11 protein-coding genes and 1 pseudogene are annotated in these 14,394 nt (G+C 71.7%); 11 read left to right on the top strand and 1 reads right to left on the bottom strand.

All coding sequences use genetic code 11. The features are described from left to right. Positions 1-26 precede the first annotated feature (26 nt). Entirely contained in the window at positions 27-977 is a 951-nt protein-coding gene (locus IG88_RS0106885) for a hypothetical protein (protein WP_031036091.1), read from the bottom strand. Between the two features lie 369 nt (positions 978-1,346). Here IG88_RS0106885 and uvrC point away from each other — a divergent pair, with 369 nt between their 5' ends. The 11 genes and pseudogenes from uvrC to IG88_RS0106940 all read left to right on the top strand — a co-directional run. Further along, complete coding sequence (gene uvrC / locus IG88_RS0106890) at positions 1,347-3,479, top strand: excinuclease ABC subunit UvrC (RefSeq protein ID WP_031036093.1); 2,133 nt, start codon at positions 1,347-1,349, stop codon at positions 3,477-3,479. Beyond that, on the top strand, positions 3,476-4,519 hold the full coding sequence (gene rapZ / locus IG88_RS0106895) for an RNase adapter RapZ (protein WP_031036094.1): 1,044 nt from the start codon (positions 3,476-3,478) through the stop codon (positions 4,517-4,519). The genes uvrC and rapZ overlap by 4 nt, the downstream gene beginning before the upstream one ends. Positions 4,520-4,526: 7 nt before the next feature. Then, complete coding sequence (locus IG88_RS0106900; RefSeq protein WP_031036097.1) at positions 4,527-5,618, top strand: gluconeogenesis factor YvcK family protein; 1,092 nt, start codon at positions 4,527-4,529, stop codon at positions 5,616-5,618. Continuing rightward, on the top strand, positions 5,609-6,598 hold the full coding sequence (gene whiA, locus IG88_RS0106905; protein ID WP_030404550.1) for a DNA-binding protein WhiA: 990 nt from the start codon (positions 5,609-5,611) through the stop codon (positions 6,596-6,598). The genes IG88_RS0106900 and whiA overlap by 10 nt, the downstream gene beginning before the upstream one ends. A gap of 176 nt (positions 6,599-6,774) precedes the next feature. Next, positions 6,775-9,747 (top strand): M14 family metallopeptidase, encoded by a 2,973-nt coding sequence (locus IG88_RS0106910; RefSeq protein ID WP_031036099.1) that lies wholly within the window; start codon positions 6,775-6,777, stop codon positions 9,745-9,747. A gap of 227 nt (positions 9,748-9,974) precedes the next feature. Then, a complete protein-coding gene (gene gap, locus IG88_RS0106915) occupies positions 9,975-10,985 on the top strand; it encodes a type I glyceraldehyde-3-phosphate dehydrogenase (RefSeq protein WP_030404552.1) in 1,011 nt (336 codons plus the stop codon). Positions 10,986-11,119: 134 nt separating this feature from the next. Then, a complete protein-coding gene (locus tag IG88_RS0106920; RefSeq protein WP_031036102.1) occupies positions 11,120-12,331 on the top strand; it encodes a phosphoglycerate kinase in 1,212 nt (403 codons plus the stop codon). A 5-nt stretch (positions 12,332-12,336) separates the two neighbouring features. After that, positions 12,337-13,113 (top strand): triose-phosphate isomerase, encoded by a 777-nt coding sequence (gene tpiA, locus IG88_RS0106925; RefSeq protein WP_031036105.1) that lies wholly within the window; start codon positions 12,337-12,339, stop codon positions 13,111-13,113. A gap of 101 nt (positions 13,114-13,214) precedes the next feature. Then, the gene (gene secG, locus IG88_RS0106930) at positions 13,215-13,451 is read left to right on the top strand and encodes a preprotein translocase subunit SecG (RefSeq protein ID WP_078861418.1); all 237 of its coding nucleotides are present in this window, start codon (positions 13,215-13,217) and stop codon (positions 13,449-13,451) included. Between the two features lie 224 nt (positions 13,452-13,675). Then, positions 13,676-14,011 carry an RNA polymerase-binding protein RbpA gene (locus IG88_RS0106935; RefSeq protein ID WP_078856302.1) on the top strand — a complete coding sequence of 112 codons (336 nt, stop codon included), beginning with the start codon at positions 13,676-13,678 and terminating at the stop codon, positions 14,009-14,011. 91 nt (positions 14,012-14,102) lie between these two features. Next, positions 14,103-14,394: pseudogene (locus tag IG88_RS0106940) on the top strand (glucose-6-phosphate isomerase); the annotation flags it as partial.

Genomic DNA, 14,394 nt, shown 5'->3' on the forward strand with positions numbered 1-14,394 from the left:
GGCGGGGCGCGTCCTTCCCCCGGGCCCTACTCCCAGTCCCAGCCGATTCCGAGCATCCCCGGCCTGACCCGCGGCTCCACGAGGTGCACCGAGCGGTGCCGTCCGCTCAGCGCCAGTTCCTGCCGGCCACCGCGCGGTGCCGCCGGGGAGTGCTGTGTGAACCGGTGGCAGCGCAGCGGAAGGGCCGCGCCGTCGAAGCGGACCTGGAGCGCGTACTGCCCGCCCGCCGTGCCGAACCCGCGGACGTACTCGTGCGACACACCGGCCGTGCCGTCCTCGACGCCGTAGCGGAAGAGGTGCGTGTCGCCCGCCCCCAGCCGCGTGTCGAAGAGCAGTTCGGTCACGAGCAGGCCGGTCTCCTGGTGGACGCGCACCCGTCCCGTGCGGCAGTTCTCCAGGGCGTGCACGGTCATCCGCGCGGGGACGCAGCCCGGATCGCCGTAGTGGACGGCGACGAAGCGGTCGACGCCGTCGCGGTGGGCGCGGACGATGAGGTGCGACTCGCGCCCCGCCAGCTCACGTCCGGGCCCGACGCGGACCCGCTCGTGGTGTCCGAGGGTGAGCACCCCGCCGTCCGGCGACGGGAACCCCAGCTCGGTCAGCAGCTCGTCCAGGACGCCCGAGGCCGCCAGGTGGGCGCGGTAGGAGCGGCCGGCGGGCCGCCGGTCCGGGGCCTGCTCCCCGGCCTCGGCGAGCAGACGGATCAGCGACTCCTCGGGCAACTGGAGTATCTCCTCCAGGGCCCGCACGGCTCGCAGGGACTCGGGACGCTGCGGGCGCCGGGCCCCTTGCTGCCAGTAGCTCAGGCTCGTGACGCCCACCTTCACCCCGTGGCGCGACAGATGGTGCTGCACGCGCTGCAGCGGCAGGCCGCGGGCGGCGATCGCCGCGCGCAGGGCGACGTGGAAGGGACCGCCGCGCAGGGCCGAGTCGAGTTGCGCGGTGGCGGCGTCCGCGTGCTGTGCGGCGTGGGGCATGCAGGGGCCCTTCTGTGAAGTTCACGGCGGCTGGTCAGACCGTCGGTAGGTGGCGCACGGGGCCGCCCCCGGTCGCGGCGCAGGGGTCTTCACGTCCGGGCGCCGCGCTTCGGGCCCCGAGTCCCTCCGCATTGAAGCGTGTTGCTCCAGCCCCGACAACACCTGGCGCCCTCCGTCATGAGCTCCTGACCGGTAACGCACCGCCCCGCCCCCGCGGACGCCACCCACCGTGACCGGCCGGCCCCGCACCGTCTTCCCCGGTCCCCTGCTCCGGCGGCCACCGGCCGCCCCCGCCGGCTGTCCACAGGGGTCCGGCCCGTCGTCCACAGCCCGGCCGCGGTGTCGGTCCGCGCCAGTAGGGTGTGAGTCATGGCCGACCCCTCCAGCTACCGCCCCAGGCCGGGTGAGATCCCGGACTCCCCGGGGGTGTACAGGTTCCGTGACGAGCACCGCCGGGTGATCTACGTCGGAAAGGCGAAGAGCCTGCGCCAGCGCCTGGCCAACTACTTCCAGGACCTGGCGCACCTGCACCCGCGCACCCGCACGATGGTCACCACGGCCGCGTCCGTGGAGTGGACGGTGGTGTCCACGGAGGTCGAGGCGCTGCAACTGGAGTACTCCTGGATCAAGGAGTACGACCCCCGGTTCAACGTCAAGTACCGCGACGACAAGAGCTACCCGTACCTCGCGGTGACGATGAACGAGGAGTTCCCGCGGGTCCAGGTGATGCGCGGCCACAAGAAGAAGGGCGTGCGCTACTTCGGGCCGTACGGGCACGCCTGGGCGATCCGCGACACGGTCGACCTCCTGCTCCGTGTCTTCCCGGTGCGCACCTGCTCCGCGGGCGTCTTCAAGAACGCCGCCCGCACCGGCCGCCCCTGCCTGCTCGGCTACATCGGCAAGTGCTCCGCGCCCTGCGTCGGCCGGATCACGCCCGAGGACCACTGGGACCTGGCCGACGAGTTCTGCGACTTCATGGCCGGGCGCACCGGCACCTACCTGCGCCGCCTGGAGCGGCAGATGGCCGAGGCCGCGGAGGACATGGAGTACGAGCGGGCCGCGCGCCTGCGGGACGACATCGGGGCCCTGAAGAAGGCCATGGAGAAGAGCGCGGTCGTGCTCGCCGACGCCACCGACGCCGACCTGATCGCGGTTGCCGAGGACGAGCTGGAGGCGGCCGTCCAGATCTTCCACGTGCGCGGCGGACGCGTGCGCGGCCAGCGCGGCTGGGTCACCGACAAGGTGGAGGAGATCACCACCGGCGCCCTGGTCGAGCACGCCCTCCAGCAGTTGTACGGCGAGGAGAGCGGGGACGCCGTGCCCAAGGAGGTGCTGGTCCCCGCCCTGCCGGACCCGGTCGAGCCCGTCCAGCAGTGGCTGACCGGTCGCCGCGGGTCGGGCGTGTCGCTGCGCATCCCGCAGCGCGGCGACAAGAAGGCGCTGATGGAGACCGTCCAGCGCAACGCCCAGCAGGCGCTGGTCCTGCACAAGACCAAGCGCGCCTCCGACCTGACCACGCGCTCGCGCGCGCTGGAGGAGATCGCCGAGGCCCTCGACCTCGACAGCGCCCCGCTGCGCGTCGAGTGCTACGACATCTCCCACCTCCAGGGCGACGACGTCGTCGCCTCCATGGTCGTCTTCGAGGACGGGCTGGCCCGGAAGAGCGAATACCGGCGGTTCCAGATCAAGGGCTTCGAGGGACAGGACGACGTCCGTTCCATGCACGAGGTCATCACCCGCCGCTTCCGCCGCTACCTCGCCGAGAAGGAGAAGACCGGCGAGTGGGCGGACGGCGAGGATGTCACCGACGGCGGGCAGCACCCGGGCGGCGAAGCGGTCGCGGCCGGACCGGGCGCCCCGGACGACGGCGAGGCACTCACGCACGGCCCGGCGCTCAAGGACGACGACGGCCGGCCCAAGCGGTTCGCCTACCCGCCGCAGCTCGTCGTGGTCGACGGCGGGCAGCCCCAGGTCGCGGCCGCCCAGCGGGCGCTGGACGAGCTGGGCATCGACGACATCGCCGTGTGCGGTCTCGCCAAGCGCCTCGAAGAGGTCTGGCTGCCGCACGAGGACGACCCGGTCGTCCTGCCCCGCACCAGCGAGGGCCTGTACCTGCTGCAGCGGGTCCGCGACGAGGCCCACCGCTTCGCGATCACCTACCAGCGAGCCAAGCGCGCCAAGCGCTTCCGCGCGGGGCCGCTGGACGACGTGCCCGGCCTGGGGGAGACCCGCAAACAGGCGCTGATCAAGCACTTCGGTTCGGTGAAGAGGCTGCGGGCGGCGACGATCGACCAGATCTGCGAGGTGCCCGGCATAGGCCGCAAGACGGCCGAGACCGTCGCCGCCGCCCTCGCCGGGGCCACCCCGGCCGGGCCCGCCGTGAACACGGCGACCGGAGAGATCATGGATGACGAGGACGGGGCACCCGAGACGACGGCGGATGCCCCGGGGGAGCCCGTGTCCGCGGGCACCCCGGACGAACGACGGGGGCAGGAGAGATGACCGAGCACGAGGCACGGCCCGAAGCGGAACGAGAACGGGCGCAGCGCACAGCCGAGCGAGACCAGCCGCGGCACCCAGGCGAACGAGAACAGCCGCAGCACACAGCCGAACGAGAACAGACCCGCGACGACGGAGCACAGGTGAGCACGGGCAAGGAAGCAGCCGGGGCGCACGAGGCGGCCATCCCCGAGCTGGTGATCATCTCCGGCATGTCCGGGGCCGGCCGTTCGACCGCCGCCAAGTGCCTGGAGGACCTGGGCTGGTTCGTCGTCGACAACCTCCCGCCCGCGCTGATCCCCACCATGGTGGAGCTCGGCGCCCGCTCCCAGGGCAACGTGGCGCGCATCGCGGTCGTCGTCGACGTCCGCGGCCGGCGCTTCTTCGACAACCTGCGCGAGTCCCTCGCGGAACTCGACGCCCGCGGCGTCACCCGCCGGATCGTCTTCCTGGAGTCCTCCGACGACGCCCTGGTGCGCCGCTTCGAGTCGGTGCGCCGCCCGCACCCCCTCCAGGGCGACGGCCGCATCGTCGACGGCATCGCCGCCGAGCGCGAGCTGCTGCGCGAGCTGCGCGGCGACGCCGACCTGGTGATCGACACCTCCAGCCTCAACGTGCACGAGCTGCGCGCCAAGATGGACGCCCAGTTCGCCGGCGAGGAGGAGCCCGAGCTGCGGGCCACGGTGATGTCCTTCGGCTTCAAGTACGGCCTCCCGGTCGACGCCGACCTCGTCGTCGACATGCGCTTCCTGCCCAACCCGCACTGGGTCCCGGAGCTGCGCCCCTTCACCGGCCTCAACGAGGAGGTGTCGAGCTACGTCCTCAACCAGCCCGGCGCCAAGGAGTTCCTCGACCGCTATGCCGAGCTGCTCCAGCTCATCGCCGCGGGCTACCGCCGGGAGGGCAAGCGCTATGTGACCGTCGCCGTCGGCTGCACCGGTGGCAAGCACCGGTCCGTGGCCATGTCGGAGAAGCTCGCCGCCCGGCTCGCCGCCGAGGGCGTGGAGACGGTGGTCGTCCACCGGGACATGGGACGGGAATGACAGGGCGATGACAGGACGCACTCCGCGGCTGGGCCGGCTGCGCCGGGTGGTGCCCGAGGGGCGCGGCGGCAGACCCGCCGACGCCCGCGGCGCCCGGCCCGAACAGACGCGCGGCGGCAGGCCGCGCCGCCGTGGCGCCCAGCCCAAGGTCGTCGCCCTCGGCGGCGGCATGGGCCTGTCCGCCTCGCTCGCCGCGCTGCGCCGGATCACCGGCGACCTCACCGCCGTCGTCACCGTCGCAGACGACGGCGGCTCCAGCGGGCGCCTGCGCGACGAGCTGGGCGTCCTGCCCCCCGGGGACCTGCGCAAGGCGCTGGCCGCGCTGTGCGGGGACGACGACTGGGGCCAGACCTGGGCCCGCGTCATCCAGCACCGCTTCCAGTCCCAGGGCGACCTGCACGAACACGCGGTCGGCAATCTGCTGATCGTCGCCCTGTGGGAACAGCTCGGCGACCACGTCCAGGCGCTGGACCTGGTGGGCAAGCTGCTCGGCGCGCACGGGCGGGTGCTGCCCATGTCCGCAGTCCCGCTGGAGCTCCAGGCCCTGGTCCGGGGCCACGACCCGGAGCGGCCCGACGAGGTGGACACCGTACGGGGTCAGGCGACCGTGGCGCTCACGCCCGGCGAGGTGCAGTCGGTGCACCTGGTGCCCAGCGATCCGCCTGCCGTGCCCGAGGCGGTCGACGCCGTCCTGGACGCCGACTGGGTGGTGCTGGGTCCCGGCTCGTGGTTCTCCTCGGTCATCCCGCACCTGCTGGTGCCCGAACTGCTGGACGCGCTGGTCGAGACGAAGGCGCGCCGGGTGCTCTCGCTGAACCTCGCACCGCAGCCCGGAGAAACTGAGGGCTTCTCCCCGCAGCGTCATTTGGAGGTTTTGGGACGACACGCCCCTAAACTCGCCCTGGACGTGGTGCTGGCCGACGAGGCCGCCGTGCCCGACCGTGACTCGCTGACCGACGCCGCGAAGGGGTTCGGCGCCGCGGTCGAGCTGGCTCCGGTCGCCCGGACCGACGGGACCCCGAGGCACGACCCGGAGCTGCTGGCCGCCGCGTACGACCGTATTTTTCGGATGCATGGAAGGATCGGCCCATGGCGATGACGGCAGCGGTGAAGGACGAGATCTCCCGGCTCCCCGTCACCCGGACCTGCTGCAGAAAGGCGGAGGTCTCCGCCGTCCTGCGGTTCGCCGGCGGCCTTCACCTGGTGAGCGGGCGCATCGTGATCGAGGCGGAGCTGGACACCGCGCGGGCCGCCCGCCGGCTCAAGCAGGACATCCTGGAGATCTTCGGGCACAGCTCCGAGCTGATCGTGATGGCGCCCGGCGGGCTGCGCCGCGGTTCGCGTTTCGTGGTCCGGGTCGTCGCGGGCGGTGACCAGCTCGCCCGGCAGACCGGCCTGGTGGACGGCCGGGGCCGCCCGATCCGGGGCCTGCCGCCGCAGGTGGTCTCGGGGGCCACCTGCGACGCCGAGGCCGCCTGGCGCGGGGCCTTCCTGGCGCACGGCTCGCTCACCGAACCCGGCCGTTCCTCCTCCCTGGAGGTGACCTGCCCGGGCCCCGAGGCCGCGCTCGCCCTGGTCGGCGCGGCCCGCCGGCTGTCGATCCCGGCCAAGGCCCGCGAGGTGCGCGGCGTGGACCGGGTCGTGGTCCGCGACGGCGACGCGATCGGTGCCCTGCTCACCCGGCTCGGCGCCCACGACTCGGTGCTGGCCTGGGAGGAGCGCAGGCTGCGGCGCGAGGTCCGCGCCACCGCCAACCGCCTCGCCAACTTCGACGACGCCAACCTGCGCCGCTCCGCCCGCGCGGCCGTCGCCGCCGGCGCCCGGGTCCAGCGCGCCCTGGAGATCCTCGCCGACGACGTTCCCGAGCACCTCGCCGCCGCCGGCCGGCTCCGCATGGAGCACAAGCAGGCCTCCCTGGAGGAGCTGGGCGCCCTCGCCGACCCCCCGCTGACCAAGGACGCCGTCGCCGGACGCATCCGCCGTCTGCTGGCCATGGCCGACAAGCGGGCCTCGGACCTCGGCATCGCCGGTACGGACGCCAACCTCGGCGAGGAGCTGGCCGACAACCTCGTCGGCTGACCGCGCGGCTCACAACCGTCAACGAGCCGGTATCGGCGCCCACTTGGGTGACCGGTACCGGCTTCGGCGTGTCCTTCCCGGGCCCTTGACTCGATCATGGGCTGTCATGAGCCTGGCACCTGTTCGCCGCCGTGGCGGACCCAGGCCTGTCGGACAGGCCCCACCCAGGGGGTTTCATGAGACGAAGAGCGAGATCGATCCTCGCCGTCGGCGCGCTCCTGATCGGCGGAGCGGGCTTCGCACCCAACGCCCGGGCACACCCCGCGGACCCGGCGACCCCGGACGCGGACGAAGTGAAGGTCTTCCGTGCCGACGTCACCAGGGAGCAGGTGCCCCTGCTGCTGGCCGCCGGCCAGGACGGTCACGAACTCGGCGAGCGGGTGCCCGGCCGCGGCACGGCCGCCGTCGAGCTCCACCTCACCGAGAAGCAGGCCGGCGCGCTGGAGAAGCAGGGCGTCGACCTCACCGAGCACACCCTGTCCGCCCAGTCCGAGAAGCGGGTCGAGAGCGCCGCCGACGGCGTCTTCCGCCCGTACAGCGGCAGCGGCGGCCTGCGCGAGGAGATCCTGCGCACGGCCCGGGAGAACCCCGGTCTCACCAAGGCCGTCTCCATCGGGAAGACCGTGCAGGGCCAGGACATCCTCGCGCTCAAGCTCACCAGGCACGCGAAGAAGTCGAAGGACGGCTCCAAGCCCTCCGTCCTCTACATGTCCAACCAGCACGCGCGCGAGTGGATCACCCCGGAGATGACCCGGCGGCTGATGCACCACTACCTGGACAACTACAAGAAGGACCGGCGGATCAGGAAGATCGTCGACTCCACCGAGCTGTGGTTCGTCCTGTCGGCCAACCCCGACGGCTACGACTACACCTTCGAGAGCGCCGGCACCCGCCTGTGGCGCAAGAACCTCCGCGACGTCAACGGCGACGGCACCATCGGCACCGGCGACGGCGTCGACCTCAACCGCAACTTCGCCTACAAGTGGGGCTACGACGACGAGGGCTCGTCCCCCAACCCCACCAGCGAGACCTACCGCGGCGCGAGCCCCGGCTCCGAGCCCGAGACCAAGGCGCTGGACGCCTTCCAGAAGCGGATCGGCTTCACGTACGGCATCAACTACCACTCCGCCGCCGAACTCCTCCTCTACGGCGTCGGCTGGCAGGTGGCCACCGGCACCCCGGACGACGTCCTCTACAAGGCGCTCGCCGGCACCCCCGGCAACTCCGCGATCCCCGGCTACCACCCGCAGGTCTCCTCGGAGCTGTACACCACCAACGGCGAGGCCGACGGACACGCGGCCAACGTCAACGGCATGGCGATGTTCACTCCGGAGATGTCCACCTGCCAGACCGCCTCCGACGCCGACCCCGACGACCGGTGGAACGCGCGCGACTGCCGGTCGGGCTTCACCTTCCCCGACGACGAGAAGCTGATCCAGCAGGAGTTCGCCAAGAACGTCCCCTTCGCGCTCTCCGTCGCCGAGACCGCCGCCCACCCCGACCGGCCCGCCTCCCCGGTCGGCCCGGACGCCGCCGACTTCACCCCGGCCCCCTTCACCACCTCCTACGCGCGCGGCGCCAGCCAGGAGGTCTCCGTCGTCGTCCGCAAGTCGGTGCGCGACAAGGAACTGAAGTACCGCGTCAACGGCGGACGCACGCACGGAACGGCACTGCGGCCGTGGCGGGGCGGTGAGCGCTACGGCGGCGAGGACAACCTCTACTTCGACGAGTACCGGGCCGAGGTCGGGCGCGCCGCCCCCGGCGACCGCGTCGAGGTCTGGTTCACCGGCGAGACGCCGCGCGGCGGCCACGACCGGCACGGAAAGCGGACCGAGAGCGAGCACTTCACGTACACCGTCGCCGAGCGGCCCCCCGCCGACGTCCTCGTCGTCGCCGAGGAGGGCGCGAGGGCCACGCAGACGCAGACGTACGTCGACGCGCTCGAGGCCAACGGCCACCGCGCCGCCGTGTGGGACGTCGCCACCCGGGGCGCCCCCGACGCGCTCGGCGTCCTCGGCCACTTCGGCACCGTCGTCCACTACACCGGCGCCGCGGTGCCCGGCAACGCCACCCAGCTCCACCTGCGCGCCTTCCTCAACGAGGGCGGCAAGCTCATCGAGGCGGGCGAGCAGGCCGGCGGCGACGTCGACCTCGGCGGCGGCACCCTCTCCGACGACTTCAGCCAGTACTACCTGGGCGCCTACACCCGTACCGCCACCTCCGGCGCCACCGGGTTCACCGGCTCCGGCAAGCTCGACCGGGCCGGCGGCACCCTCGGCGACGCCCCCGGCAACCCGCTGGACGCCGCCGGGACGTACAGCGTGACCTCCGACGAGCTGGACCCCGGCACCTACCCCCAGTTCGCGAGCGAGGGCGCCGGGGAGTTCGCCGGGACGGTCAACCCGTACGGGCCCTACGCGGGGGAGTGGATGGCCGCCGCCGTCCACACCGACGACGCCTACAAGCGCCTCACCCGCACCGTCGACCTCACCGGTGTCACCGCAGCCGACCGGCCCGTGCTCCGCACCCAGTTGCTGTGGGACACCGAGCGCGGCTACGACCACGCCCTGGTCGAGGCGCACACCACCGGTGCCGACGACTGGACCACGCTGCCCGAGGCGAACGGCGCCACCGGCACGGCCGTGCCCGCCGAGTGCGCGGCCGGGTTCTACCTGGCCGGGCACCCCTGGCTGGCGCACTACCTGACCCTCTCCGACGAGGGCTGCACCGCGACCGGCACCACCGGGCGGTGGAACAGCCTCACCGGCTCCTCCGGCGGCTGGAAGCAGGCCGAGTTCGCCCTGAGTGCCTACGCCGGGAAGTCCGTGGACGTCTCGATCGCCTACGTCACCGACCCCGGCAGCGGCGGACGCGGCGTCCTCGCCGACGACGCCTCCCTGGTCGTCGGCGGCACGGCGACGCAGACCGAGGGCTTCGAGACCTCGTTGGGCGCCTGGCGGGCCGCCGGTCCGCCGGAGGGCAGCCCCGCCGTCCTCAAGGACTGGACCCGCACCGGAACCCTGTTCCGGACCCATGCCGCCGTCACCACGGACGACACCGTGCTCCTCGGCTTCGGCCTGGAGCACCTCGCCGAACCTGCCGCCCGCGCGGCACTGGTCCGGCAGGCGCTGCGTGCCCTGAACGAGTGAATTCCGGCGTGCGGGGGACTGGACCGGTGTAGCGAAATCGGGTGATCGGTCCCCGTCGCCCGGGGCGGTCCGTACCTCTACTGACGGGTACGGACCGCCCTGCCGGGTATGGGCCGTCTCGATGTCACCCCCGCCGCCGTGGAGAGGTAGGGTCGGAGGTGGTCGGGGACATCCCAAATACAGCTCGCCGGCACATCGGGCCGGCGTACCAACGAGGAGATCGGTTCGTGACGATCCGCGTAGGCATCAACGGCTTTGGCCGCATCGGTCGTAACTACTTCCGCGCGCTGCTGGAGCAGGGTGCGGACATCGAGATCGTGGCTGTCAACGACCTGGGTGACACCGCGACCACCGCCCACCTGCTGAAGTACGACACCATCCTCGGCCGCCTCAAGCAGGAGGTCACGCACACCGAGGACACCATCACCGTCGGCGGCAAGACCATCAAGGTCCTCTCCGAGCGCAACCCGGCCGACATCCCCTGGGGCGAGCTGGGTGTCGACGTCGTGATCGAGTCGACCGGCATCTTCACCAAGAAGGCCGACGCCGAGAAGCACATCGCGGGCGGCGCGAAGAAGGTCCTCATCTCGGCCCCGGCCAAGGACGAGGACATCACCATCGTGATGGGCGTCAACCAGGACAAGTACGACCCGGCGAACCACCACGTCATCTCCAACGCCTCCTGCACCACCAACTGTGTGGCGCCGATGGCCAAGGTCCTCGACGAGAACTTCGGCATCGTCAAGGGCCTGATGACGACGGTCCACGCGTACACGAACGACCAGCGCATCCTGGACTTCCCGCACAAGGACCTGCGCCGCGCCCGTGCCGCCGCGGAGAACATCATCCCGACCACCACCGGCGCCGCCAAGGCCACCGCGCTGGTCCTGCCGCAGCTCAAGGGCAAGCTCGACGGCATCGCGATGCGCGTCCCGGTCCCGACCGGCTCGGCCACCGACCTGGTCGTGGAGCTGCAGCGCGAGGTCACCAAGGACGAGGTCAACGCCGCGTTCAAGAAGGCCGCCGACGACGGCGACCTCAAGGGCATCCTGTTCTACACCGAGGACGCGATCGTCTCCTCGGACATCACCGGCGACCCGGCCTCCTGCACCTTCGACTCCTCCCTGACCATGGTCCAGGAGGGCAAGTCGGTGAAGATCCTCGGCTGGTACGACAACGAGTGGGGCTACTCGAACCGCCTCGTCGACCTCACGGTCTTCGTCGGCAACCAGCTCTGATCGACTTCAGCACGGCACCTCGATGCGGCAGCAGGGCCCGGACGGCGCACGGTCGCGCCGTCCGGGCCCTGCGCCGCGTCCGCCTCGACCAGCCCTCGTAGGATCACGAGCGATCCGAGAACCCAGGAGCCCTCTTGAAGACGATCGACGAACTGCTCTCCGAAGGCGTCGCGGGCAAGCGCGTCTTCGTCCGCGCCGACCTGAACGTCCCGCTGGACGGCACCACCATCACCGACGACGGCCGCATCCGCGCCGTGGTGCCCACCGTCAAGGCGCTGGCCGACGCGGGCGCCCGCGTGATCGTGGCCTCGCACCTGGGCCGCCCCAAGGGCGCCCCGGACCCCGCCTTCTCCCTCGCCCCGGCCGCCGCCCGCCTCGGTGAACTGCTCGGCACCGACGTCGCCTTCGCCGAGGACACGGTCGGCACCTCCGCCGAGGCCACCGTCTCCGGCCTCGCCGACGGCCGGGTGGCCGTCATCGAGAACCTGCGCTTCAACGCCGGCGAGACCAGCAAGGACGACGCCGAGCGCGCCGCCTTCGCCGACAGGCTGGCCGGCCTCGCGGACGTCTACGTCGGCGACGGCTTCGGCGCGGTGCACCGCAAGCACGCCTCCGTCTTCGACCTGCCGAAGCGGCTCCCGCACTACGCCGGGTACCTGATCGCCACCGAGGTCGGCGTCCTGAAGAAGCTCACCGACGACGTGCGGCGCCCGTACGTGGTCGCTCTCGGCGGTGCCAAGGTCTCCGACAAGCTCGCCGTCATCGACCAGCTCCTCGGCAAGGCCGACCGGCTCCTCATCGGCGGCGGCATGGCGTACACCTTCCTCAAGGCCAAGGGGTACGAGGTCGGCATCTCCCTGCTCCAGGAGGACCAGCTCCCGGCGGTCCAGGAGTACATCGAGCGCGCCGAGAAGAACGGCGTCGAGCTGGTCCTGCCCGTCGACGTCCTGGTCGCCACCGAGTTCCCGGACCTGAAGACCAAGGCCCCGGCCAACCCCACCACCGTCGCCGCGGACGCCATCCCGGCCGACCAGGAGGGTCTGGACATCGGTCCCGAGACCCGCAAGCTGTACGCGTCCAAGCTCGCCGACGCCGCCACCGTCTTCTGGAACGGTCCCATGGGCGTCTTCGAGCACCCCGACTACGCCGAGGGCACCAAAGCGGTCGCCCAGGCCCTCGTCGACGCCCCGGGCTTCACCGTGGTCGGCGGCGGCGACTCCGCCGCCGCCGTGCGCACGCTCGGCTTCGACGAGAACGCATTCGGCCACATCTCGACCGGCGGCGGCGCCTCCCTCGAATACCTCGAGGGCAAGACGCTCCCCGGCCTCGCCGCACTGGAGGACTGACCCCGATGACCACCCGCACGCCGCTGATGGCGGGCAACTGGAAGATGAACCTCAACCACCTCGAGGCCATCGCCCACGTCCAGAAGCTCGCCTTCGCCCTCGCGGACAAGGACTACGACGCCGTCGAGGTCGCCGTCCTGGCCCCCTTCACCGACCTGCGCTCCGTGCAGACCCTGGTCGACGGGGACAAGCTCAAGATCAAGTACGGTGCCCAGGACATCTCGGCGCACGACGGCGGCGCCTACACCGGCGAGATCTCGGGCCCGATGCTGGCCAAGCTGAAGTGCGCGTACGTGGCCGTCGGCCACTCCGAGCGCCGGCAGTACCACGCCGAGACCGACGAGATCGTGAACGCCAAGGTCAAGGCCGCCTACAAGCACGGTCTGACCCCGATCCTGTGTGTCGGCGAGGAGCTGGAGGTCCGCGAGGCGGGCAACCACGTCGAGCACACCCTCGCCCAGGTCGAGGGCGGCCTGAAGGACCTCCCGGCGGAGCAGGCCGAGACCGTCGTGATCGCCTACGAGCCGGTGTGGGCCATCGGCACCGGCAAGGTCTGCGGCGCCGACGACGCCCAGGAGGTCTGCGCGGCGATCCGCGGCAAGCTCGCCGAGCTGTACTCCCAGGAGCTGGCCGACAAGGTCCGCATCCAGTACGGCGGCTCCGTCAAGTCCGGCAACGTCGCCGAGATCATGGCGAAGCCCGACATCGACGGCGCCCTCGTCGGCGGCGCCTCGCTGGACGCCGACGAGTTCGTCAAGATCGTCCGCTTCCGCGACCAGTGAGTATGCGCTAGCGGCGATACGTCGTACCCTTGCGGGGGCATGGTGGCCTGCCGTCACCGTGCCCCCGTCGTTCATCCGAATCCGAGGAAGTTGGTCCAGCCGTGGTTTTGGGGTTCTCGATCGCCCTGATCGTCTTCAGCCTGCTGCTGATGCTGCTGGTGCTGATGCACAAGGGCAAGGGCGGCGGTCTCTCCGACATGTTCGGTGGCGGCATGCAGTCGTCCGTCGGCGGCTCCTCGGTCGCCGAGCGCAACCTCGACCGGATCACCGTGGTGGTCGGTCTGCTCTGGATCGCGTGCATCGTCGTGCTCGGTCTGCTGATGAAGGCCAACAGCTGACCCGTCGCGTCGACCGCCGCGCCGACCGTCAGCACCCCGCGCACGTAAAGCCCCATGTCCGGTACGCGCTTCACCGCGCGGCCTATCATGGGGCTTGCGTCTGCGCATCGGAGCTTGTAACTCCAATCACTGGACGCGCGTTGGGCCTTACGTAGACTGAGGCGCTCGCAGCGAAGCGAAACGCCGACTCGCTTCGCGGCACCATCACGCAGGGAGTTACGACCGTGGCAAGTGGCAACGCGATCCGGGGGAGCCGGGTCGGGGCGGGGCCGATGGGCGAGGCCGAGCGCGGCGAGTCCGCGCCGCGTCTGCGCATCTCCTTCTGGTGCTCCAACGGACACGAGACACAGCCGAGCTTCGCGAGCGACGCCCAGGTCCCGGAGACCTGGGACTGCCCGCGCTGCGGCTTCCCGGCCGGACAGGACCGCGAGAACCCGCCGGACCCGCCGCGCACCGAGCCCTACAAGACCCACCTCGCCTACGTGCGCGAGCGCCGCAGCGACGCCGACGGCGAGGCGATTCTCGCCGAAGCCCTCGCCAAGCTGCGCGGCGAGATCTAGTTCCGCCTCCGTCGGACGCCCTCACTCCTGATCATCTAGGTTGGAACGGCCTGAGAGCTGGGACACCCAAGGAAGAAGGCTGACGTCCGACATGAACGCAGACGGCCGCACCAGGCTCCACCAGACGCCCGAATGGGCCGCGCTGGCCAAGCACCGCGAGCAGCTCGGCCAGGTGCGCCTGCGCGAGCTGTTCGCCGCGGACCCGGGGCGCGGCACCGGCTGGACGCTCCGCGTGGGCGACCTGCACATCGACTACTCCAAGCACCTCGTCACGGACGAGACGTTGCGGCTGCTGCGTGAACTGGCCGCGGCGACCGATGTGTTCGGGCTGCGGGACGCCATGTTCCGCGGTGAGCGCATCAACATCACCGAGGACCGGGCCG

This window comes from Streptomyces sp. NRRL F-5650 (assembly GCF_000721365.1).
GTDB classification, from domain to species: Bacteria; Actinomycetota; Actinomycetes; order Streptomycetales; family Streptomycetaceae; genus Streptomyces; species Streptomyces ardesiacus.